This is a genomic window from Rhizobium etli CFN 42, assembly GCF_000092045.1.
GTDB lineage: Bacteria > Pseudomonadota > Alphaproteobacteria > Rhizobiales > Rhizobiaceae > Rhizobium > Rhizobium etli.
On the sequence record NC_007761.1, the window covers coordinates 1,800,387 to 1,823,143 of the forward strand.

At 61.9% G+C, this 22,757-nt stretch carries 24 protein-coding genes; 16 read left to right on the forward strand and 8 right to left on the reverse strand.

The features are described from left to right. From RHE_RS08790 to RHE_RS08840, 11 genes are all read left to right on the forward strand, one after another. Positions 1-1,614 carry an acyl CoA:acetate/3-ketoacid CoA transferase gene (locus RHE_RS08790; protein WP_042119230.1) on the forward strand — a complete coding sequence of 538 codons (1,614 nt, stop codon included), beginning with the start codon at positions 1-3 and terminating at the stop codon, positions 1,612-1,614. Beyond that, positions 1,607-2,386 (forward strand): enoyl-CoA hydratase/isomerase family protein, encoded by a 780-nt coding sequence (locus RHE_RS08795; RefSeq protein WP_011425014.1) that lies wholly within the window; start codon positions 1,607-1,609, stop codon positions 2,384-2,386. The genes RHE_RS08790 and RHE_RS08795 overlap by 8 nt, the downstream gene beginning before the upstream one ends. Continuing rightward, positions 2,386-3,906 (forward strand): aldehyde dehydrogenase family protein, encoded by a 1,521-nt coding sequence (locus tag RHE_RS08800; protein WP_011425015.1) that lies wholly within the window; start codon positions 2,386-2,388, stop codon positions 3,904-3,906. Before RHE_RS08795 ends, RHE_RS08800 begins: the two co-directional genes overlap by 1 nt. An 88-nt stretch (positions 3,907-3,994) precedes the next feature. Further along, a complete protein-coding gene (locus RHE_RS08805; protein WP_011425016.1) occupies positions 3,995-5,257 on the forward strand; it encodes an ABC transporter substrate-binding protein in 1,263 nt (420 codons plus the stop codon). A gap of 112 nt (positions 5,258-5,369) precedes the next feature. Then, positions 5,370-6,323 (forward strand): carbohydrate ABC transporter permease, encoded by a 954-nt coding sequence (locus RHE_RS08810; protein WP_011425017.1) that lies wholly within the window; start codon positions 5,370-5,372, stop codon positions 6,321-6,323. After that, positions 6,320-7,291, forward strand: coding sequence for a carbohydrate ABC transporter permease (locus RHE_RS08815; protein ID WP_011425018.1), 972 nt, complete (start codon positions 6,320-6,322; stop codon positions 7,289-7,291). Before RHE_RS08810 ends, RHE_RS08815 begins: the two co-directional genes overlap by 4 nt. Before the next feature lie 3 nt (positions 7,292-7,294). After that, a complete protein-coding gene (locus RHE_RS08820) occupies positions 7,295-8,410 on the forward strand; it encodes an ABC transporter ATP-binding protein (RefSeq protein WP_011425019.1) in 1,116 nt (371 codons plus the stop codon). A gap of 15 nt (positions 8,411-8,425) precedes the next feature. Further along, positions 8,426-9,964 carry an FAD-dependent oxidoreductase gene (locus RHE_RS08825; RefSeq protein ID WP_011425020.1) on the forward strand — a complete coding sequence of 513 codons (1,539 nt, stop codon included), beginning with the start codon at positions 8,426-8,428 and terminating at the stop codon, positions 9,962-9,964. A 9-nt stretch (positions 9,965-9,973) separates the two neighbouring features. After that, the gene (locus tag RHE_RS08830) at positions 9,974-11,629 is read left to right on the forward strand and encodes a GMC family oxidoreductase (RefSeq protein WP_020921058.1); all 1,656 of its coding nucleotides are present in this window, start codon (positions 9,974-9,976) and stop codon (positions 11,627-11,629) included. 12 nt (positions 11,630-11,641) lie between these two features. Next, the gene (locus RHE_RS08835) at positions 11,642-12,811 is read left to right on the forward strand and encodes a Gfo/Idh/MocA family protein (protein ID WP_011425022.1); all 1,170 of its coding nucleotides are present in this window, start codon (positions 11,642-11,644) and stop codon (positions 12,809-12,811) included. A 13-nt stretch (positions 12,812-12,824) separates the two neighbouring features. Further along, positions 12,825-14,921, forward strand: coding sequence for an FAD-dependent oxidoreductase (locus RHE_RS08840; protein WP_011425023.1), 2,097 nt, complete (start codon positions 12,825-12,827; stop codon positions 14,919-14,921). Between the two features lie 6 nt (positions 14,922-14,927). Here the strand turns inward: RHE_RS08840 and RHE_RS08845 are convergent, their stop codons facing one another. The 4 genes from RHE_RS08845 to RHE_RS08855 form a co-directional block, all read right to left on the reverse strand. After that, on the reverse strand, positions 14,928-15,110 hold the full coding sequence (locus RHE_RS08845; protein ID WP_041678624.1) for a hypothetical protein: 183 nt from the start codon (positions 15,108-15,110) through the stop codon (positions 14,928-14,930). A gap of 5 nt (positions 15,111-15,115) precedes the next feature. Continuing rightward, complete coding sequence (locus tag RHE_RS33500; protein WP_020921062.1) at positions 15,116-15,289, reverse strand: hypothetical protein; 174 nt, start codon at positions 15,287-15,289, stop codon at positions 15,116-15,118. Between the two features lie 74 nt (positions 15,290-15,363). Further along, on the reverse strand, positions 15,364-16,146 hold the full coding sequence (gene xth, locus RHE_RS08850; protein WP_011425024.1) for an exodeoxyribonuclease III: 783 nt from the start codon (positions 16,144-16,146) through the stop codon (positions 15,364-15,366). Positions 16,147-16,272: 126 nt separating this feature from the next. Next, positions 16,273-16,770, reverse strand: a complete 498-nt coding sequence (locus tag RHE_RS08855) for a hypothetical protein (protein ID WP_011425025.1) — start codon at positions 16,768-16,770, stop codon at positions 16,273-16,275. 301 nt (positions 16,771-17,071) lie between these two features. Here RHE_RS08855 and RHE_RS08860 point away from each other — a divergent pair, with 301 nt between their 5' ends. Next, positions 17,072-17,560 carry a hypothetical protein gene (locus tag RHE_RS08860; protein WP_042119232.1) on the forward strand — a complete coding sequence of 163 codons (489 nt, stop codon included), beginning with the start codon at positions 17,072-17,074 and terminating at the stop codon, positions 17,558-17,560. Positions 17,561-17,608: 48 nt separating this feature from the next. Here RHE_RS08860 and RHE_RS08865 read toward each other — a convergent pair whose 3' ends face one another. The 3 genes from RHE_RS08865 to RHE_RS33505 all read right to left on the reverse strand — a co-directional run bounded on the left by RHE_RS08865 (position 17,609) and on the right by RHE_RS33505 (position 19,864). Continuing rightward, complete coding sequence (locus RHE_RS08865) at positions 17,609-18,232, reverse strand: LuxR C-terminal-related transcriptional regulator (RefSeq protein ID WP_011425027.1); 624 nt, start codon at positions 18,230-18,232, stop codon at positions 17,609-17,611. Between the two features lie 2 nt (positions 18,233-18,234). Continuing rightward, positions 18,235-19,623 carry a sensor histidine kinase gene (locus tag RHE_RS08870; RefSeq protein ID WP_011425028.1) on the reverse strand — a complete coding sequence of 463 codons (1,389 nt, stop codon included), beginning with the start codon at positions 19,621-19,623 and terminating at the stop codon, positions 18,235-18,237. A 64-nt stretch (positions 19,624-19,687) separates the two neighbouring features. Then, positions 19,688-19,864 carry a hypothetical protein gene (locus RHE_RS33505; RefSeq protein WP_041678625.1) on the reverse strand — a complete coding sequence of 59 codons (177 nt, stop codon included), beginning with the start codon at positions 19,862-19,864 and terminating at the stop codon, positions 19,688-19,690. Positions 19,865-20,023: 159 nt separating this feature from the next. On the opposite strand from RHE_RS33505, the gene RHE_RS08880 reads away from it, so the two are divergent. Beyond that, positions 20,024-20,875: a class I SAM-dependent methyltransferase gene (locus RHE_RS08880; RefSeq protein ID WP_042118289.1), complete on the forward strand. Its 852-nt coding sequence runs from the start codon at positions 20,024-20,026 to the stop codon at positions 20,873-20,875. Between the two features lie 95 nt (positions 20,876-20,970). On the opposite strand, the gene RHE_RS08885 is transcribed toward RHE_RS08880, so the two are convergent. Next, complete coding sequence (locus RHE_RS08885; protein ID WP_020921068.1) at positions 20,971-21,243, reverse strand: hypothetical protein; 273 nt, start codon at positions 21,241-21,243, stop codon at positions 20,971-20,973. Positions 21,244-21,435: 192 nt separating this feature from the next. Here RHE_RS08885 and RHE_RS08890 point away from each other — a divergent pair, with 192 nt between their 5' ends. From RHE_RS08890 to RHE_RS08895, 3 genes are all read left to right on the forward strand, one after another. Beyond that, positions 21,436-21,834, forward strand: a complete 399-nt coding sequence (locus tag RHE_RS08890) for a DUF1236 domain-containing protein (RefSeq protein ID WP_020921069.1) — start codon at positions 21,436-21,438, stop codon at positions 21,832-21,834. Between the two features lie 111 nt (positions 21,835-21,945). After that, positions 21,946-22,110: a hypothetical protein gene (locus tag RHE_RS33510; RefSeq protein ID WP_020921070.1), complete on the forward strand. Its 165-nt coding sequence runs from the start codon at positions 21,946-21,948 to the stop codon at positions 22,108-22,110. Further along, a complete protein-coding gene (locus RHE_RS08895) occupies positions 22,107-22,688 on the forward strand; it encodes a BA14K family protein (RefSeq protein WP_011425031.1) in 582 nt (193 codons plus the stop codon). The genes RHE_RS33510 and RHE_RS08895 overlap by 4 nt, the downstream gene beginning before the upstream one ends. Positions 22,689-22,757: the final 69 nt, after the last annotated feature.

A 22,757-nucleotide genomic window follows, 5' to 3' on the forward strand; every position in this document is an offset into this window, starting at 1 on the left:
ATGAAGAAGCATCTCACACCAGCCGAAGCGGCGGCATTGATCCCGGACGGCGCCGTTGTGACGGTGTCGTCGTCGAGCGGTCTCGGCTGCCCTGACCTGATGCTGAAGGCGATCGGCGAGCGTTTCGATGCGACCGGCCATCCCCGTCACATTACAACCCTTCACCCGATCGCTGCCGGCGATATGAGCGGCATCAAGGGCGTCGACTATATCGCGAGGAAGGGGCTGCTCAAGCGCATCATCGGCGGTTCCTATCCCTCAGGCCCGTCCTCGGCCGAGCCACCGCTGATCTGGCAGATGATCACCGACAACCAGATCCCGGCCTATAACATTCCCTCTGGCATCCTGTTCGACATTCATCGCGAAGCCGCCGCCAAGCGGCCTGGCGTATTGACCAAGGTCGGCATCGACACCTTCGTCGATCCTCGGCGGCAGGGCTGTGCGATGAACGCTCTCGCTTCGGACGATCCGGTGGTCAAGCGCGTCAGCTTCGAGGGCGAAGACTGGCTGTTCTTTCCCTCGATCGTTCCTCAGGTCGCCATCATCCGCGCCACGACCGCCGACGAACGCGGCAATCTCACCTATGAGCATGAAGGCGCCTATCTCGGCGGCCTCGACCAGGCGCTCGCCGCCCGCAACAATGGCGGGCTCGTCATCGCGCAGGTTAAGCGAATCACCAAGGAAGGCTCACTGAAACCGCATGACGTCCGCGTGCCGGGAATGCTGGTCGATTATGTCATCGTCGATCCCGATCAGAAGCAGACGACGCAGACGGGGTATGATCCGGCAATCTCGGGTGAGATCTTCCGCCCGCTCGATAGTTTTCACGTTCCGGAATTCAATGTTCAGAAGGTCATCGCACGCCGCGTCGCGCAGGAGCTTGAGACCGGAAGCTGCGTCAATCTCGGCTTCGGAATTTCGGCCAACGTACCGCGTATTCTGCTGGAGGAGGGGCTCCATGGCGCCGTCACCTGGGTCATTGAGCAAGGCGCGGTCGGTGGCGTGCCGCTGCTCGATTTCGCCTTCGGCTGCGCCTCCAATGCGGACGCCTTCATGCCGTCCCCTTATCAGTTCACCTATTTCCAGGGCGCGGGTTTCGATGCGTCGCTCTTGTCCTTCCTCGAGATCGGTAAGGACGGCTCCGTAAACGTCTCCAAGCTTTCCTTCCGGCCGCATGTGACTGCCGGCGCCGGCGGCTTCGTCGACATCACGGCGCGGGCGAAGAAGATCGTCTTCTCCGGCATGTTCAACGCCGGCGCGAAGCTTTCGATCGCTGATGGTACTCTTCTCATCGAGAAGGAAGGCAAGCTGAAGAAGCTGGTGAACGAGGTCGAACACGTGACCTTCAGCGGCAGGCGGGCGATCGAGCAGGGGCAGGACATCACCTATGTCACGGAGCGGTGCGTGATGAAGTTGACCCCTGATGGCATTGTGCTGACCGAGATCGCGCCAGGCGTCGATCTTCAGTCCCACATATTGGACCAGTCGGATTTTCCGCTGATCGTTGCGCCCGACCTGAAGGTCATGGACGCGGCACTCTTCCACGAAGCAGGCATCGGCTTGTCGCTTCCTGCCAAAAAGGCACGGACGCTGGAGGGCAGCTTCCATGGCTAGCGGAACGGTCAGAGTCGACGTCGATAGGCATGTTGCAATCCTGACGATTTCTCGTCCGGAGAAGCTGAACGCGCTCGATCTCGATATGCTGAAAGCGCTGGCCGATGCGGCGGATGCGGTGGAGGCGAATCCGGATTTGCGCGTTGCCGTTCTGACGGGTGAAGGAAAGGGCTTTTCCGCCGGAGGTGACATCAAGGCCTGGGGCGGGATGCTGCCGCAGGTGTTCGGCCATGCCTGGGTAAGGCACGGTCACCGGATCTTCGAACGGTTGGCGACGCTCCGGGTGCCGCTGATAGCGGCGCTGAACGGCCACGCGCTTGGCGGCGGGCTCGAACTGGCGGGCGTTGCCGACATTCGCGTCGCCGAGGAACACATCAAGATCGGCCTGCCGGAGACCGGCCTTGGAATGGTGCCGGGCTGGTCCGGCACCCAGCGTCTCGTGCGCCGGTTCGGCGCGCAGGCCGTCCGCCGTATGGCGCTCGGTGGCGAGATATTCACCGCCGAGGAAGCCCGCCTGCTCGGCATCGTCGACGCGGTCGTTCCGACAGGAAATTCGGTCGCCGCCGCCAGGCAATATGCCGGGCGGATTGCCGCGCGTGGGCCGGCTGCCGTCGAGATCGCCAAGTTGATGATCGCATCGGCGAACGGCGAAGACAACGGAACAGCGGTCGAAGCCCTGGGCTCGATCCTCGCCGCGAAGACCGGCGATCTGAAGGAGGGCGTCGCATCATTCAGCGAGAAGCGTCCGGCAACGTTCAAGGGAGAATGGTAATGACGGTCCTCGTCAACCCCACGGCGCTCAGCGACCACCAGGCGCGTGATTTCAAGATGCTGATTGACGGCAAATGGGAGGCCGGCGCCTCCCATCCGATCGAACGTATCGCGCCGAGCCATGGTGTGACGGTCAGCCGCTTCCCCGCCGGAAGCGCGACCGACGCCGAGCGTGCCATTGCTGCGGCACGCAAGGCCTTCGACGAGGGGCCGTGGCCGCGCATGACCGCGTCCGAACGTTCCGCCATCCTGCTCAAGGCTGCCGATCTGATTGCCGCGCGTGCCGAAGAGCTGGCATTTCTCGATGCCATCGAGGCGGGCAAGCCCATCACCCAGGTACGGGGAGAAATCGCCGGCTCGGTCGACATCTGGCGCTATGCGGCGGCACTTGCCCGTGATCTCCACGGCGAAAGCTACAACACGCTTGGCGACGGCACGGTCGGTGTCGTCCTGCGCGAAGCGATCGGCGTGGTCTCGATCATCACGCCCTGGAACTTCCCGTTCCTGATCGTCGGCCAGAAGCTGCCCTTCGCACTCGCCGCAGGCTGTACGACCGTCGTCAAGCCTTCCGAGTTGACGTCGGGATCGACGCTTGTCTTGGGAGAAATCCTGCAGCAGGCGGGCGTTCCGGATGGTGTCGTCAACATCGTCACCGGCACGGGACCCGAGGTCGGCGCGGTCATGACGTCTCATCCAGACGTCGACATGATCTCCTTCACGGGCTCGACCGGTGTCGGAAAACTGACGATGAAGAATGCCGCGCAGACGCTGAAGAAGGTTTCGCTGGAGCTGGGCGGGAAGAACCCGCAGATCGTTTTTCCCGATGCCGACCTCGACGCCTTCATCGATGCCGCCGTCTTCGGCGCCTATTTCAATGCCGGCGAGTGCTGCAACGCCGGCTCGCGGCTGATCCTGCACAAGTCGATCGCCTCCGATGTCGTCAGGCGCGTCGCCGAGCTGTCGAAGGGGGTGAAGGTCGGCGATCCCCTCGATCCCCAGACGCAGGTCGGCGCGATCATCACGCCGCAGCATCTGGAGAAGATATCGGGATATGTCGCCGGCGCCAGGAGCAACGGCGCCCGCGTCACCCATGGCGGCGAGACGCTCGACCTCGGCATGGGGCAGTTCATGTCGCCGACGATCCTTGAAGCGGTCACGCCCGATATGGCGGTGGCGCGCGAGGAAGTCTTTGGTCCGGTGCTGTCGGTCCTGACATTCGAGACGACTGCTGAAGCGGTCAGGATTGCCAACTCCATCGACTACGGCCTGTCGGCCGGTGTCTGGAGCCGTGATTTCGACACCTGCCTGACGATCGGCCGGTCGGTGCGGGCGGGCACCATCTGGATGAACACCTTCATGGATGGCGCCTCGGAGCTTCCCTTCGGCGGCTACAAGCAGAGCGGCCTCGGCCGCGAGCTCGGCCGCCATGCGGTAGAAGACTACACCGAGACCAAGACGCTCAACATGCATATCGGCAAACGCACCAACTGGTGGATGCCGCAGACGGAAAAGCTGGTCTAGCCGGCAATGAAACTACGCCCGAGGAGGGCGGGTGATCGGATGCGGGAATGGTCCCGCATCTTCCAAGAGGGAACTGGGAGGTTCTTCGATGAATAGGTTTCTGACCACGACTGCGGTGATCGCATTGTCTCTGGCCGGCGCGCATGTCTCTGCCCGCGCGGCCGACGTGAAGGAAGTTCAGATGCTGCACTGGTGGACGTCAGGCGGCGAGGCAGCGGCTTTGAACGTTCTGAAGCAGGATCTCTCGAAGGAAGGGTTTGCCTGGAAGGACGTGCCGGTTGCCGGCGGCGGCGGTGATGCGGCGATGACGGCGCTGAAGGCGATGGTGGCAGCCGGTACCTATCCGACGGCCTCGCAGATGCTGGGCTATACCGTGCTCGATTATGCCCAGGCCGGCGTCATGGGCGACCTGACCGAGACGGCGAAGAAGGAAGGCTGGGACAAGTCGGTGCCGGCAGCCCTGCAGAAGTTCTCCGTTTATGACGGCAAGTGGGTCGCAGCCCCGGTCAACGTCCACTCGGTCAACTGGCTGTGGATCAACAAGGCTGTCATGGACAAGATCGGCGGCAGCCAGCCGAAGACCTTCGACGACCTGATCGCGCTGCTCGACAAGGCGAAGGCTGCCGGCGTCATTCCCTTGGCGCTCGGTGGCCAGAACTGGCAGGAAGCGACGATGTTCGATTCGATCGTGCTGTCGACCGGCGGGCCGGAGTTCTACAAGAAGGCCTTCAACGACCTCGACGAGGAAGCGCTGAAGTCGGACACGATGAAGAAGTCCTTCGACAACCTGGCGAAGATCGTCAAATACGTCGATCCGAACTTCTCCGGCCGCGACTGGAACCTGGCGACCGCCATGGTCATCAAGGGTGATGCGCTGGTGCAGGTGATGGGCGACTGGGCCAAGGGCGAATTCGTTGCCGCCAAGAAGACCCCGGACAAGGACTTCCTCTGCTACCGCTTCCCCGGCACCGAAGGCAGCGTCATCTACAACTCCGACATGTTCGGCATGTTCAACGTTCCTGACGACCGCAAGGCCGCCCAGGTGGCACTGGCAACGGCGACGCTGTCGAAGAGCTTCCAGTCGGCCTTCAACGTCGTCAAGGGCTCGGTGCCGGCTCGTACCGACGTTCCCGACACCGACTTCGACGCTTGCGGCAAGAAGGGCATTGCCGACCTGAAGGCCGCCAATGAGGGCGGCACGCTGTTCGGTTCGCTCGCTCAGGGCTATGGCGCCCCTCCGGCGATCGCCAATGCCTATAAGGACGTCGTCTCGAAGTTCGTCCACGGCCAGATCAAGAGCTCGGACGAAGCTGTCACCCAGCTCGTCCAGGCGATCGACGACGCCCGCTGAGATCTGTCGATGAATATGCTTCCCCGCGCGATCTCGCGGGGAGGCGTCAGCTCCGCGACGATCAGGCGGAGACGATCGGCAAGGCCGATCCTGCGGGAAGGGAGAACATTCCATGAGCACAGTTGCGACCACCGATCCGGTTCTGACGCCGCGACAAGCGACGCCGGTCTCGCTGCGGGGCCGGCTGCAGGATGCGCTGCCGAAGATCGTGCTGGCGCCGAGCTTCGTCATCACGCTCGTCTTCGTCTACGGCTTCATCGTCTGGACGGCCTATCTGTCCTTCACCAATTCCAAGACCTTCCCCTCCTATCAGCTGACCGGCGCACGTGCCTATCAGCGGCTGTGGCGCTGGACCTTCGAGAGCGACCCGCCATCCTCCTGGTACACCTCGATCACCAATATGGCGATCTTCGGCTTTCTCTATGTCGGCATCTGCCTGGCGCTCGGCCTGCTGCTTGCCATCCTGCTCGACCAGAAGATCCGCGGCGAGGGACTATTGCGGCCGATCTTCCTCTATCCGATGGCGCTGTCCTTCATCGTCACCGGCGTGGCCTGGAAATGGTTCCTCGATCCCGGTCTCGGGCTGGAGCAGACGCTGCACCACTTCGGCTGGACGAGCTTCCACTTCGACTGGATCAAGAACAAGGACTTCGTCATCTACACCGTCGTCATTGCCGGCGTCTGGCAGGCCTCGGGCTTCGTCATGGCGATGTTTTTGGCCGGCCTTCGCGGCATCGACGGCGAGATCATGAAGGCGGCGCAGATCGACGGCGCCTCGCCCTTGCAGCTTTATCGCCGCATCGTCATTCCGCTGTTGCGGCCGATCTTTCTCTCCGCCTTCATCGTGCTCGCCCATATGGCGATCAAGTCCTACGACCTGGTCGTGGCGCTGACCTCGGGCGGGCCGGGCGGCTCGGCCTGGCTGCCGTCCAACTTCATGTATGAATATACCTTCAAGCGCAACGAGATGGCCGTCGGCTCGGCCAGCGCCATCATCATGCTGATGACCATCTCGGCGATCATCGTGCCCTATCTCTATTCCGAACTGAAGGAGAAGGCCCGATGAGCAGCCTCAGCTCTTCCATCGGCACCTCCTCATCGGCAACGGCCGCCGAAGGAGTGGAGCGTGGCAACAGCGCCCGCTTAATCGGCCGCATCGTCATCTACGGCCTGCTGGTGATCTTCGCCATCCTCTATCTGATGCCGCTCTTCGTCATGCTCACCACCTCGTTCAAGACGATGGACGAGATCCAGGGCGGCAACATGCTGGCGCTGCCTGAGGCGCCGACCTTCGATCCCTGGGTCAAGGCCTGGGGCGAGGCCTGCGTCGGGCTGACCTGCGCCGGCATCAAGGGCTACTTCTGGAACTCGATCAAGATGGTGGTGCCGGCAGTGGCGATCTCCACCATCATGGGAGCGCTCAACGGCTATATCCTGACCAAATGGCGCTTCCCCGGCCATACGCTGGTGTTCGGGCTGATGCTGTTTGCCTGCTTCATCCCGTTCCAGTCGGTGCTCTTGCCGATGGCCACCATCCTCGGCTCGCTCGGCCGCTTCGGCGTCACCCTGCAGAACGCGACGGGCTGGAACTTCGGCTTCGGCAATTCGACGGTCAATCTGGTCTTCGTCCATGTCGTCTACGGCTTGGGCTTCACCACGCTGTTCTTCCGCAATTTCTACGAGGCCTTTCCGACCGAGCTGGTGCGCGCCGCCCAGGTCGACGGCGCCAGCTTCTTCCAGATCTTCCGCCGCATCATGCTGCCGAACTCGCTGCCGATCATCGTCGTCACGGTGATCTACCAGTTCACCAATATCTGGAACGACTTCCTGTTTGCCTCGGCTTACGCCGGCACCGGCGACTCCATGCCGATGACGGTGGCGCTCAACAATGTCGTCAACACCTCGACCGGGGTGGTCGAATACAATGTCAACATGGCGGCGGCAATGATCGCGGCCGTTCCGACGCTCATCGTCTATATCCTCGCCGGCCGCTACTTCGTGCGTGGCCTGATGGCGGGCGCAGTCAAAGGGTAAGTCATGGCCTTCCTGGAAATCTCCGGTCTCAGAAAACGCTTCGGCGCCGTCGACATCCTCAAGGGGATCGACCTCGAACTCGAAAAGGGCGGCTTCCTGGTGCTGGTCGGCCCGTCCGGCTGCGGCAAGTCGACCCTGCTCAACACCATCGCCGGGCTGGAGACGATCACCTCGGGCGACATCCGGATCGACGGCCGCGCCGTCAACGGCCTGCATCCTTCCAAGCGCGACATTGCCATGGTGTTCCAGTCCTATGCGCTCTATCCGAACATGACGGTAGCGGGCAACATCGCCTTCGGCATGGAGATGCGCGGTGTGCCGCCGCAAGAGCGCAAGCAGGCGATCGACAAGGTCGCCAAGGTGCTGCAGATCGGTCACCTGCTCGACCGCAAGCCGAGCCAGCTGTCCGGCGGCCAGCGCCAGCGCGTCGCCATGGGCCGGGCGCTGGTGCGCGATCCCAAGCTCTTCCTGTTCGACGAGCCGCTCTCCAATCTCGACGCCAAGCTGCGCGTCGACATGCGCATCGAGATCAAGCGGCTGCATCAGGCGACCGGCAAGACCATCGTCTACGTCACCCACGACCAGATCGAGGCGATGACGCTGGCGACCAAGATCGCCGTGATGAAGGACGGCATCGTCCAGCAGTTCGGCACCCCGGCCGAGATCTACAACAATCCCGCCAACATCTTCGTCGCCGACTTCATGGGCTCGCCCGCCATGAACCTGGTCAAGGCCTCGGTCGAGAACGGCGCCGGCGGCCTGGCGGTGTCGCTCGAGCGGCCGAATGCCGCCCCGCTCAGGCTGCCCGTCACGACAACCGGCAACGGCCTTTCCTCCTATGCCGGCCGCCAGGTGATCTTCGGCATCCGCCCGGAAGCGCTGACCGACCCCGACGGCGCCGACCGCAATGCCCGCTCGCTCACCGAAGGCGACTGCCTGATCGAGGTCGTCGAACCCGCCGGCTCCGACACCTTCGCCGTCACCAAGCTCGGCGGCAAGGAAGTCGTCGCCCGCCTGCGGGCCGATGCCGGCATCGCCCCAGGCCAGAACACTCGCCTCGCCTTCAATCTCGACAAGGCGGTGTTCTTCGATCCGGAAACACAGGCACGCATCGCGTGATCACCAGGTGTTGACATGAGCGGTTCACCAGACATCGTTATCATCGGCTCGGGCGTCGGCGGCGCCACCGTCGCTGCCGGCCTTGCTGTATCAGGTGCGCGGATATTGGTCCTCGAAGCCGGCGACCATATCGCCGATCTGCCTGTCAATCGCGACCAGCGCGCCATCTTCCAGCGTGGACATTTCCGGCCGAAGGAAACTTGGTACGAGGCGGACGGCAGGGGCTTCAACCCCGGCAACTATTACAATGTCGGCGGCAATTCGAAGTTCTACGGCGCCGTCTTGTCGCGCTATCGCAAAGAAGATTTCGGGGTCATCGAACATCGGGAAGGCGTTTCGCCGGCCTGGCCCTTTCCGTATGAAGAGCTGGAGCCATGGTATTCGCAGGCGGAGCTTATGTATCAGGTCCGCGGCAGTCTTGGCGAAGATCCGACCGAACCGCATCACTCGGTTACCTACGCATTCCCGCCCGTGCCCGACGAGGCACCGATCGCCGAAGTCAGGGCACGCCTGAAGGCGAAAGGACTGCACCCCTTTTCGCTGCCGCTCGGCCTGGATCTCGATACCTGGCTTTCCAAGGCGCGCACGCCCTGGGATGCACATCCGAATTCGCGGGATGGCAAGATGGATGCCGAGACCGCAGCGCTCGCGGTGGCGCTGAAACACGAAAACGTGCGGCTTGAGACAAATGCACGGGTGATACGGCTCGACACGGGGGCGGGGAGCCGGATCGACCGGATCACCTACGTTAAGGACGGACAGACGCTGACCGTCTCGCCCAGGATCGTCATCCTCTCCGCCGGTGCGGTGCAGTCATCCGTGCTTTTGCTGCGTTCGAAAAACGACCGCTTCCCGAGGGGGCTCGCCAACTCTTCCGATCAGGTGGGCCGCAACTTCATGAACCACAACGCCTCGGCTGTGATAGCGGTCTCGCCGCGCTTCAGGAACACCGCCGTCTACCAGAAGACCTTCGCCCTCAACGACTTCTATCTCTCGGACGGGGAGGGCGGACCGCCGCTCGGCAATGTGCAGTTGCTGGGGCGGATTTCCGAAAAGGTCCTCAAGGGCTCTCTGCCGCAGGCGCCGGAATGGCTTCTGCGTTTCATGACGGACCATGCCATCGACTTCTATGCGATGAGCGAGGACGTTCCGAATCCCGAAAGCCGCGTGATGGTCGATGGCGATCGGATCGTCCTCAAATGGCAGAGGACCAATTGGGACGCGCATCTTGCGCTTGTCGCCAAGCTCAAGGCGATCTTGCGGTCGATCGGTTTTCCGATCGTGCTGTCCAGACCCTTCGACAAACGCACGCCGTCCCATCAATGCGGAACGATCCGCATTGGAAACGACCCGGCAACGGCGCCACTGGATCCATACTGCCGGTCCTACGATCACGGCAATCTTTTCGTCGTCGACGCCGGTTTTCTGCCCACATCGGCTGCGGTCAATCCCGCGCTTACCGTCGCCAGCCAAGCGCTCAGAGTTGCCCACCACATCGCGTCGACGGATTTGCAGACACAGGCAGGTCCATCGGTGCACGTCGGCTTCAAATAGGACAGTAAAATGGGATTCGATTATATCATCACCGGTGCCGGTCCTGCCGGCTGCGTACTTGCAAGCCGCCTCAGCGAGGATCCCGATGTCAAGGTACTGCTGCTGGAGGCGGGCGGAGGCGACTGGAATCCTCTTTTCCACATGCCCGCCGGCTTCGCCAAGATGACCAAGGGCGTCGCCAGCTGGGGATGGGAAACCGTTCCCCAGAAGCACATGAAGGGCAGGGTGCTTCGCTACACGCAGGCAAAGATCATCGGCGGCGGCTCGTCGATCAATGCGCAGCTCTACACCCGCGGAAACGCGGCCGATTATGATCTCTGGGCCAGTGAAGACGGCTGCGAGGGCTGGGACTATCGTTCGATCCTGCCCTATTTCAAACGTGCGGAGGACAATCAACGTTTCGCCGACGACTACCACGCCTATGGCGGTCCGCTGGGTGTCTCGATGCCGGCTGCACCGCTGCCGATCTGCGACGCCTATATCCGCGCGGGGCAGGAGCTCGGCATACCCTACAATCACGACTTCAACGGCCGCCAGCAGGCCGGCGTCGGATTTTACCAGCTCACCCAGCGCAACCGCCGCCGGTCATCGGCGTCGTTTGCTTATCTCTCGCCGATCAGGAACCGGAAGAATCTGACGATCCGGACGGGCGCTCGTGTCGCGCGCATCGTGCTGGAGGCAGGCCGCGCGGTGGGCGTCGAGATCGCGAACGCACACGGTCCGGACGTCGTGCGCGCTGAACGAGAAGTCCTGGTCTCGTCAGGCGCGATCGGGTCGCCGAAGCTCCTGTTGCAGTCCGGCATAGGGCCGGCCGATCATTTGACCTCGGTCGGCGTGAAGCCCCTCCATGATCTGCCCGGCGTCGGCGGCAATCTTCAGGACCATCTCGATCTCTTCGTTATCGCCGAATGCACCGGCGATCACACCTACGACGGGGTCGCCAAGCTCCACCGGACAATTTGGGCCGGAATTCAATATGTTCTCTTCCGTACCGGTCCTGTCGCCTCGTCGCTCTTCGAGACCGGCGGCTTTTGGTATGCCGATCCCGACGCACGGTCTCCCGATATCCAGTTCCACCTCGGCCTGGGTTCCGGCATCGAAGCAGGCGTGGAGCGGCTCAAGAATGCCGGGGTCACGCTCAATTCGGCCTATCTGCATCCGCGCTCGCGGGGGACGGTGCGTCTCTCATCCGCCGATCCCGCCGCGGCTCCCTTGATCGATCCCAACTACTGGTCCGATCCTCACGACAGGAAGATGTCGCTGGAGGGGCTCAAGATCGCCCGCGAAATCATGCAGCAGGCGGCGCTGAAACCCTATGTCATGGCCGAAAGGCTGCCGGGACCGAAGGTCCTTACCGACGAGCAGCTTTTCGACTATGGCTGCGCCAACGCCAAGACCGACCATCATCCGGTCGGCACCTGCAAGATGGGAACCGGGTCTGACGCTGTTGTCGGGCTCGATCTCAAGGTCCACGGCCTGGAAGGCCTGAGGGTGTGCGATTCTTCCGTCATGCCGCGCGTGCCGTCATGCAACACCAACGCGCCGACGATCATGGTTGGTGAAAAAGGATCGGACCTCATCCGGGGCCTGCCTGCCCTACCGTCGGCGATCTTCGCCTATGAACGCAATGATACCAGGCCGCGGGCCCGCGCCGAGATCCGCTAAGGAGTAACGACAATGTCTGAAGTGAAAGTTGCAGTGCTTGGCGCCTCGGGCTGGATGGGAAAGGTCCACACGATGGCCTATCAGACCTTTCCGCATTTCTTCGGCGTGTCGGACGGAACGGCGCGGATCGTGGCGCTTGTCGACAGCAACCCTGACGTAGCGCAGGATATCGGCAACAGGGCGCCGGGGGCCAGGATCTATCAGGATTGGAAGCTGGCGGTCGCCGATCCCGAAGTTGATCTGATCGATATCTGTCTGCCTGATCATCTGCACTATCCGGTAGCCAAGGCCGCCCTGCTGGCCGGCAAACATGTCTATTGCGAGAAACCGCTGGCAAACACCGCCGATGATGCGCGGGAGCTGGCCGAGATCGCCAGAGAAAAGGGTGTCATTACGCGTGTCGGACACGCCTTCCCCCGCAACCCCGTTCATGATCTGGCGAAAGAGATCATAGAATCCGGTGAAATCGGCGAGATCAAGCTGTTTCGTGGTTGCCAGCACGTCGACATGTATGGGGATCCCACAGCGCCCTTCATGTGGCGCGCCGATGGCAAGCTCGCGCCGACCGGAATCGTCGGCGACACCGGTTCGCACATCTTCAGCTTCATGGATTTCCTCGTCGGCCGCGTCAGCTCGCTGATCGCCGACAATCTCATTGTCACTCCGCGCCGGCCGATCGTCGAGGGTCTTGCCTATGGCGAGCAGGTGAAACTGTCAGGTAACGAGGCATGGGCCGATATCACCAATCCCGACGCGACGAACCTTTTGTGCCGGTTCGAAAACAGCGCCGCCGGCATCGTCGACTTCAGCCGCGTCGCCACCGGCCGCAAATTCATGCAGACCTACGAAGTCTATGGAACGAAAGGCAGCATCGCCTATACCTATGACGAGATAAACCGGCTCCGTTTTTACTCCAACGACGACAGCACGGGACGCAGGGGCTTTCGCGAGATCGACGTCGGTCCTGAGAACCCCACCTTCAGAGCCTTCCTTCCGCTGCCGAACTTCGGCATAGGCTACAATGAAAGCAAGATCATCGAGGTGGCGGAGGTGATCCGGTCGATCGTCGCAGACAAACCAATGTGGCCGACATTCGATACCGGCCACCATATCTGTCAGATCGTCGACGCATGCATGGAATCCTCCCGGCAGAGACGCTGGGTGGATATCCCGCTCAATTGATTGTGACGAGCCGATGACCATAGACGTTCCGCAGGAAATTCTTGACGCATTGACCGATGTCGATATGCCGCGGCTTCCGCCGGAGGCTCCTGCTTCCGGAGCAGCCCGCCTCGCTGGTTTCGGCGTGCCTATCTACCGGGCCGGCTGCGTCGTCGTCGGATCCGGTGCTGCAGGTCTGCGTGCGGCGGTGGAAATGAAGCGGCGCGGCGTCGATGTCGTCCTCATCACTCAAAGTGCATGGGGGGGAACCTCGGCCTGCTCCGGCTCCGATAAGCAAACCCTTCACACCGCAAATACGGCCGATCAGGGCGATAATTACAGGGCGATGGCCCGCGCCATCGGCAGCGGCGGCGCCATGGACGAGGACACCGCCTATGTCGAGGCGGTGGGCTCATCGCGGATGATGGCGTCGCTGCAGTTCCTGGGGCTGCCGCTGCCCCAGGATCCGCTTGGCGGAACGCTGAGATATCAGACCGATCATGACGAGGTCGGCCGCGCCACCAGCTGCGGCCCGCGCACCTCACGGCTGATGGTCAAGGTGCTGGCGGAGGAGGCGATCCGACTGGGCGTGCCGTTCTACAACCAGACCACTGCGGTCAAAATCCTCACCCAGGGCGAGGGGGCTGAGCGTAACGTCGCCGGCATGCTCGTCATGCGCGCCGGCGACCGTACGCAGGAGAACCCGCTCGGCATCGGCTTGTTCGTGAGTGACGTGATCGTGCTCGCCGCCGGCGGCCCGGGCGAACTCTATCGCGACAGCGTTTATCCCAATGGCTGCTTCGGTTCCCTTGGACTGGCGCTGGAGGCAGGCATCGAGCTCGTCAACCTGACCGAAAGCCAGTTCGGCATCGGAACGCGCAGGGAGGGATTCCCGTGGAATCTGTCCGGCACTTACGTCCAGGCGATCCCGCACATCTATTCGCTCGACGGCGAAGGCGCCGAACACCATTTCCTGGCGGGATATTATCGAAGCACCCAGGAGCTGGCGTCAAACATCTTCCGCAAGGGCTATCAATGGCCCTTCCATGCCACCCGCATGCTTGATTTCGGATCGAGCCTGATCGATCTCGCCATTTACCGTGAGACCGCAGCGGGTCGGCGCGTCTTTATGGACTTCAATCGCAATCCTCCGCCCGTTCGCGGCGACTTGCCATTCAGCCTGGTGAGGCTGGATGAGGACGTTCGCCTCTATCTCGGCAAGGCTGGCGCCGATCAGGAAATGCCGATCGATCGATTGAAGCATATGAACCCGCTCGCGATCGAGCTCTATCGCCGCTACAAGATCGATATTGCCGCAGAGCCGCTCGAGTTCGCAGTCAACAATCAGCATATGAACGGCGGCATCATGGTCGACACCTGGGGCCGCAGCAATCTTGCAGGCTGTTACGCGGTCGGCGAAGCGGCGGGCACACATGGAGTAACGCGGCCCGGTGGAGCGGCACTCAACGCCGGACAGGTCTTCGGCACCAGGGTGGCAGAACACATCGGCGCCAGCGGCAGGTGCAAACGGGCCGTGCCGGGTGGCATACCAGGCGCCGCAGAAGCGGGCATCGCCGATCTCCTTGCCGCCCTGCGAGCCGAAAGCCCGCTCAGCGTCAAAGCCATCCGCTCGGCAGTACAGGCGCGCATGAGCGAGAAAGCCGGCATCATCTGCGATCAGGAGAGCGTCGGCCGGGCCTTGATCGAGGCGCATAAACTGAATGCCGAAATTCGCGTCAGTGGCGTCGCCTACGGTCACCCGGCGGAAGCGGTCCGAGGGGTGCAATGGCGGCACATGGCGCTCGCCTCCGCAGCCGTTCTCAGCGCCCTCGATTTCTTCATTCGCAATGGCGGCGGCAGCCGCGGGGCACGAGCGATCTGCGATGCGGACGGCGAATCCCTTCCGCTGGCGAGATCTGGTCCCTTGCAGGAATATCGCTTCCGGACGGAGCGCGAGTCCCATCGCAACGAGCAGATCGTCGTTCGCATCGAAGCCGATGAGATCAAGCTTTCAACCCGCCCGAACCGCAATCTGGATGAAAGCGCGAAATCCTTTTTCGAGCGGGACTGGCCCGACTGGCTGACGGGCCGCATCTACGATCTTGGCGCCGAGAATGAGACGATGCCGTAGTTGCAATCAATCGGGATTGGGGACCGGCGGCGGAACGCGGACGCGCTCGGTCTCGTCGGAGCCTTCAGCCACGGCTTCCTCGCTTTTGCGCACGATCCTTGGCGGATCCTTACCTTCGAGCGGCTTGGGCGACAACTGGTCGTCGGCCTGGATTTCGTCGGTGTTCAGGTAGTTCTTGGCTTCGTCCATGACCGTCATTTCCGATTGGAGAATTGCGGGCTGGGAATCCGGTCTTTCTGATCGGCTCGGCGCGTCTTGGGGTCGGCATCCGTGAGGCCTTCGCCCGCCTCGCGACTGTTCCCCATGGTGACGGGCGGCTTGCTCCGGTCAGGAAGCTTTGCTCGATCGGGAATGGAATTGGTAGCCATGGGGCGATCTCCTTTCATAAGCTAACTCCAACTGGCACCATCAGGTTCCTTGGCCCATCCGCGTGAAATGCGGGTCAGCCGCCGCCAGCTTCAAGCTCGATCATGACCGGCGCATGGTCGCTGGTCTGCTCCCAGCCCCTTGGCTTTCGGCGGACACTTGCCGATCGAAGCCAGGGCGCCACCGTCGGGCTGAGCAGAAGGTGATCGATCCGCAGCCCAGCATCGCGTTCGAAACTGTTCCGCCAGTATTTCCAGAATGTGTAGATGCGCTCGCCGGGATGCAGATGCCTGACTGCATCCGTCCAGCCCTGGGCCACAAGTTGTGCATAGGCCGTGCGGACTTCCGGTCTGAAAAGCGCGTCGTCCTGCCAGCGCTCCGGCTTGTAGACGTCGATCTCGGTCGGCATGACGTTGAAATCCCCCGCCAGGATCGACGGCACTTCGATTTCGAGGAGTTCTGCTGCATAGGCACTCAGGCGACGGAACCAGCGGAGCTTGTATTCGAACTTGGCGCCGGGAAAGGGATTGCCGTTCGGCAGATACAGGCATCCGATCAGCATGCCATCGACGGCAGCTTCGATATATCGGCTGTGGGTGTCGTCGGGATCGCCGGGCAGACCGCGCCGGGTCAGGATCGGCGTCTTACCCTTTGCCAAAATGGCGACCCCGTTCCAGGATCTCTGCCCGTGCCAGACGGCGCCGTAGCCGGCCCGTTCGAGCTCTTTTCGCGGAAACCTGGCATCGTCGGTTTTCAGTTCCTGAAGGCAGGCCACATCGGGACCATCCTCCTTCAGCCAGCGCAGCACGTTGGTCAGTCGCCCGTTGATCCCGTTGACATTGTAGGTTGCGATTTTCATGAGAGCTCATGCCGAGGCGGGGCTGGCCAGATCCGGAGGCACGCCGCGTTCTTTGGTTCACTTGTCGTGCGTAGGATCTATGCAGACGGCCGCCGGGTCCATTGGCTCGCGATGGTGGGCCGCCCTTTAGCGCGTTGCGCCGTACACGAAGGCGATGCCGGCGACGATCGCTGCGGCCGTCAGCGGCTGCCGGCGTATCCGATCCTCGAAATCCTGGACGAAGCTCCTAGCTTCCGCCTTTGCCAGACGGGCTGTTCCGGACGCCAGCTCCGACGCGGACTCGGCTATCCGACCGGCTTCTTTCTGAAGCGCGCGCAGTTCCTCGCGGTCGGCGTCAAATCTGTCGGAGGCGCGGGCAGTTTGCCCGGTGGAGCGCAGGGCTTGATCGACAAGCGGATACTCTTGGTCAAGCGCCGTTGGATCAGGCTCCCGCTTCACCCGCTCAGCCGCCTCGACATCGCTGCGACCGACGGGAATGGAGGTATGGGTGGCGGAGACGGGATCAGACGCCGGAAACGTGTCTTCGATCGCCTTGTCGAGTTCGCCCTTTCGGGACTGTTTTCGTTGCTCTGCCTGCTCTTTTCGCAAAGACTGGACGGCGGGTGAATCATTCGGGTTCGGCATCGCGGTTTCCTCTGTTGCACTTTGACAATCAAAGCGATGACGAGCAAAGAAGTTCCAGAAAAATGCGTCTGCGCCTCATCCAACAACACCACGGCGACAATGTCGACAATATACGCGCCGAGGCAGTATTTTTGATGACATCACTCGTATTTTTGGGGGCGCATCCACTGCATGCCGGACCAAAGTCCTGCCTTTTCTTAGTACCTAGGTCCGGTTGCATTTAGCCTTCGGAAAAGCGAAAATTCCCGAGGCGCCCCATAAGCGTAGGAACGGCGAAGAACGGATGAACAAGGCAATGGCATTGACTGTCTCGAAACGGGATTTTTTGAGATTCGGCGGCAGCGCAGTGGTCGCCTTGGTGGTTGCCGCATCGCCCGTGACAATCAATGTCGATGGTTCCCTTCGCATTCTGACGGTGAAACACGCAGAGGCAAAGGACGGCAATAACGGCAACGGCGGCGGAAGCGGCAACGGAAGCGGCAACGGCGGAGGGAATGGCAACGGGGGAGGCAGTGGCAATGGGGGCGGAAACGGCGGTAATGGTTCCGGCAACAGCGCAGGTGGAAGCTCCAACAGCAACGCCGGATCCTCTTCCTCCTCCGTCTCGACGGGATCGAAAGCTAGAGTGACCGAAGGTACCGATGGGTCGATCAACGTTCGTCACGCCAATGGCATCACCGAAAGCTTGCGCAGTGGCCGCTATATCATGAAGGACTCGAAGGGCAGGACGATCATAAGCCGGCAGGCGACGGCGAGCGACGCAAACCGGCTGAGCCGTTTCCTCCGCTGAGACAGAATGCGGAAAACGGCACCGTAGGGATCGCAGCTCGAGCCGGCGCTATCGCCGTTCGCGCCATTGCAGTGCCGCTTCGGTCCTGTTGGAGGCGCCGAGCTTGCTCAGGATCTGGGTCATATGGTGCTTCACGGTCTTTTCCTGCAGGTTGAGGCGAAGGCCGATATGCTTGTTTGACAGACCTTGGGCGACGAGATCCATCACCTCGCGCTCCCTTGGCGTCAGACTGTTCTTGTCCGAGCTTCCGTTTTGCAGCGAATTTTCCATCGCTTTCGCCGACATCGTCGGCGACACATATCGCGATCCGCTGAGGACGGTGTGGATTGCTTCGGCGAGACCGCGGGAGCCGACACCTTTGAGAACGTAGCCCATCGCGCCCTCCTGCAGGGCTCCGAGCAACGTGTCCACCTCCTCGGATACCGTCAACATCAGCACTTTCGTCGTCGGGCTCAGCGCCAGGACGTTGCCGATCGCAGCCAATCCGCCGCCGGGCATTGAGACATCGAGAAGCATGATGTCGGGGCGGTTGTTCGAGGCGATCATGGCAGCGTCTTCGCTGCTGGCCCCTTCGCCAATGACCACGAAGTCGCTCATCTCCGACAAGCTGCGCGTTACACCCTCGCGAAAGAGCGGGTGGTCGTCCACGACGCCGACGGTGATTTGTGTCATTTCTAGTCTCCTGCTTCCATAGGCTCGAAGGTCATGGTCACGGTCGTTCCTCCTTCGCCCGTCTCGATATCGAAAGATCCCCCGAGGCTGTCGATGCGTTCGCGCAGCCCCACCAGGCCGAGGCTTGTCGGCCTCACCTCCGTCGGGTCGAATCCATCGCCACGATCACTGACCGCCACACAAACATGACCATTATGCGACACGGCTTTCACGGTCTGCTGAACGCCGCCGCCGTGGCGATAGGCGTTGTTCAAGGCTTCCTGAACGAAGCGATAGATACAGATCTTTACGGCAGCGGCGAGTTCGGGTCCATCCTCGTCGATGATCGTTTCGACAACGGTTTCCGTCTTGTGCCGATGCGCTTCGACGACTCGCAGCACGATCTCGGTGATTGACGACTTTTCGATCTGCGGGAGCACCAGTCCGCTGCAGATATTGCGGATTTCCGTCATGGCCTCGGCGAGGCTCGAGCGTATCCAGGCAAGTTCTTTTTCGCGCGCTTCGGGTTCGGTTGATGCGTTGATCAATAAGTCGCTGTCCAGTCGCAGTGAAGCATAGGCAATGTGCTGTGCCGGCCCGTCGTGAAGATCGGCGCCAATGCTGCGCAAATAGGTTTCGTTCAGCGCCGCCACGCGCTGCGAAGCGCGCTGCAGCCGCCGCTGGAGCCCGCGATTTTCCGCCAGCAGCTCAGACAATTCCTTGACACGTTCTTTGAGATCCCTGCGCTGTGCTTCTATCGTGCGGCTTCCCCGAAACACCAGGGCGGAGAGAACGAGGAAAAAGATGCCAGTGAGAGCGGCGACGGCCCCCCAGCTCTGCAGCCTCGCGTGCGCCAGACTGTCGCCGAGGCCTTCCGCAGTCTCGTAGAATTCGAGCACAGCGACCGCCTGGCCGGACCACGGCTGGAGAACCGGGTTGTAGATTTCCATCAGCGGCTTGCCGAGCGCGCGCTCGGCACCGCTTTCCGGGTCATCGGCAATCTCGTAGCGCGCAACGAGCGAGCCGGCGAATGCCTTCTGCAGCTTGGCGTTCAGGGGAAACTTCTGGCCTACCAGTTCCTTGTCCTTCGAGTAGAGGATGGTGCCGTCGTTTCGCCATAGCCTGAAGGAGACGAGGCGTCTGCCAAGCGCCCCCTGGCCGAGCGTTTCGTCGAGAGCCTGAGCGCTGCCTTCGTCCAGCAGCGATTCCGTTTGCATGTCGGGAAGCAGCGGCGCCACCACACTGTCGACGTAAAGCGCCGTCGCCGCGCCGGAATTATGAATGACGGCTTCCTCGATCAGATGGGTCACAAGTAAGCCCACCAGAAACATGGCGGCGATCGAGACCAAGCCACCCGCGATGAAGAATTGCGAGGCGAGTGAGCGGGCATTCCAGCGGCGCAGCCAATTCATTTTGATACCGGCAAGAGACTTTGCCGATTAACCTACAGCGTCTTTGGAGTTTTTCCAGACAGGATCAGGGCAGATTCCTGGTATCGAAGACCTCAGCGCCTCTGACGCTCTCGGTCAAACGAAGGCTATCGCCTGACATGGCTGCGCCGAAGACATAGAGGAGGCCGGCCAGAACGATGACGAGGGCGATGACGGAGGCGTTCCAGGCGTCGTTGACATGGGATCTGTTCCTATGGGGCATAAGCGGATCTCCTTTCATATCGTTCAAACGACGCGGTCAGGCGACCGTTCCGCTTCGCGGACTTCGGTCGAAGAGGCCTCGGACCAAGGTCCGTCCCCGTGGACAACAGCAGATTCAGCCATATTTCAACTTCGATGGAGCTGTGTTTGGAGACGTGCGGTGTCAACTTCTGCGAACATCGAAGACGGTGCAGATGCCGCATTTGTCGCGTCTCCCCCTCCGTTCGGGGCAGGCGTCGCCGATCTTTACCAAGCCCTTCTCGTGCCGATTCTCTTTGAACCCTATGCGTTGGAAATGGCAATCGTCGCCGAACGGTCGAAGCCGGTCAGCGTGCTCGAGGTCGCGGCGGGGACTGGCGCCTTGACACGCGCTCTGCGGGCGAAGCTCGATCCGGCCGCCGAGATCGTTGCCACCGATCTCAGCCAGGCGATGATTGACGTCGGCGCACCATCTGTGACGATGTCGCGAACGCATTGGATGCACGCGGATGCGCAAGATCTGCCGTTCGCCCCCTTGATGTTCGATCTCGTCGTTTGCCAGTTCGGCGTCATGTTCTTTCCGGATAAGCCGAAGGCCTATCACGAGGCGAAAAGAGTGTTGCGGAGCGGAGGCAGGTTGCTGTTTTCGACGTGGGATTCGCTTGCTGCCAACGACTTCGCAAGATGTGTGGACGAATGTCTGACAGGCCTCTTCCCGTCGGATCCTCCCGATTTTCTCGGGCGCTTGCCATATTCTTACTTCGACCCCAGCCTGATCAAGGCTGAAGTATCTTCGGCGGGGTTCAAGGCGGTCTCTTGCGAACGGCTCGAACTGGCCTCTATCGCGGCCACATCACAGGATGTCGCGACCGCTTTCTGCCGGGGCACGCCGCTCAGCGGAGAAATCGAATGGCGGGCGCCGGAGCGTATGTCGGAGATCGTTGATGAGGTGGCCGAGCGGGTGGCCTCCCGCTATGGCGCCCGTCCTTGCGGCAGCATGAGCGCGCTGGTCGTCTCCGGCCGGGCCCCCTAATCTCTTCCGGCATCTTCTCGCGCGCCGATTGCCGGTGCTGGGGCTCCTGCGGACAATCATTGTCCTGGCGCATAGCTCGAACCTACCGTCGCCGATTAGGGGATGAGGCAGTGGTTGAGGTAGGCAGGGGCGTGCATAGCGCCGATAACGTGCTGTTCGATCTCGACACAGGTTTCGTCGTATTCCCGCACCAGCTTCAAATTGAACTGTCGTCTTCGAAGCCGATCACGCGCTTCGACTGCCATCTGATAGGCCTCGAAGAGCTCGAGCTGCCACGGGTCGCGGGCCTGCATGATCAGCGTCCGCACTTGCGGCAGCCGCATGGCCAGGCGCCTGCGTCCTGCTTCCCGGCGGTTGGATCGTGTCATCTCCCTTGGTCTCCTGCCCAAGCCCGCGATGCGATGGCGTTCGGCTCGAGAATAGCGCGGCTAACGAATAAGGAAATCCAGACCAAGGGCCGAGATGCGTCAGACCGAGGTCCGGGGCGTGGAACGACCTCGTCGCCAGCTAGTTGGTTTGACAGCGGCGAGCAGGCCGCATTGAAAAGCAAGGAGGAAAAGATGCTCTTCAAGCTTATCGCAGGCGCGACAACTGCCATGACCCTGATGTCAGGCGTCGCTTTCGCCCAGTCCTCGACCGTCAATGGTGCGGCCGGTGGCGCAATCACCGGAGCCATCGTCGGTGGTCCCGCCGGTGCTGCCATCGGCGGCGTTGCCGGCGCAGTCGTCGGCACGGCGATCGATCCGCCTCCGGAAAAAGTCGTCACCTATGTCCGCGAGGCTCCGGCACCCTCGGCGCGCGTGGTCGTGAGGGAAAAGGTGGTCGTTGGCCAGCCCCTGCCGGAAACGGTCGTCGTGACGCCCGTTCCGGATGATCCGAAATACGCCTACGCAGTGGTCAACGACGAGCGTGTCATTGTCGAACCGTCGTCCCGCAAGGTGATCCAGGTGATCAAGTGACCTGATCATACACGTGGCTCTGCCGCGTCTTCCTTCGCAAATCATCTTCAGATCAGCCGCACGACGGATGGCAGCGTCGTCGTGCGGCCGCCGCGTTCAAGGAGAGGGAACATGATTTATTCCGAAGAGAAATCCGCTGGTCTCGCCGTGCCGTTGATCGCTATCCTCGTGGCGATCGTCGGCATTCTCGCCGTGCTCGTCGCCACCGGCGGTCACAGCAGCGCCGGCGCGCGCGTCTGGGTTCCCCAGGCACAACAGCAGGAGGCGGGCCGATGAATGCCATTGCCACCGTCGCCTTCGGCATCGCCAGCTCGATTGGCGCCTGTATGGCCGCTGCATCTGTTGCCTCGCACGTCGCGGCGGATCGCGAACCTCACGCTTTCGCGGACCTTGCCGCTCGCGATCTCTGGACGACGAAACCGGTCAAAATCGATCCCCGGCATCAGCATTATGAACGAATTCCGCCTGTCTATTCCAGCTATGTCACCGAGGCTCCGGCGACAGTCGCGCCAAGGATGGCCTCGCAACCCGCTCGTCCGTCGACAGAACTGCAGGCACCGCAGCCAAAATTCGCCGCCGAGCACCTTGCCTGGTGCGCCAAACGCTACCGCTCCTTCGAGCCTGCGACCAATAGCTACCGATCCTATAAGGGCGAGATCCGCGAATGCTCCTCGCCCTTCCAACAGAATATTGCCGCAAGCCCTGAGGCAGGCGGCACGAAAGTCAATGCCCAGGCGGCGGCCCGATGCGCCGCCCGCTACAGATCGTATCGACCGGAAGACAATACCTATCAGCCATGGGATGGTCCGCGCCGAAGCTGCGAGATGTCGGATCTGGTCGCGACGAGCAATTAACCATGGCCGGGTAAGGCGTACAAAATCGTACCGTGCTGCTTAGCCAGACTAAAGTCCGTGTTGTAATCG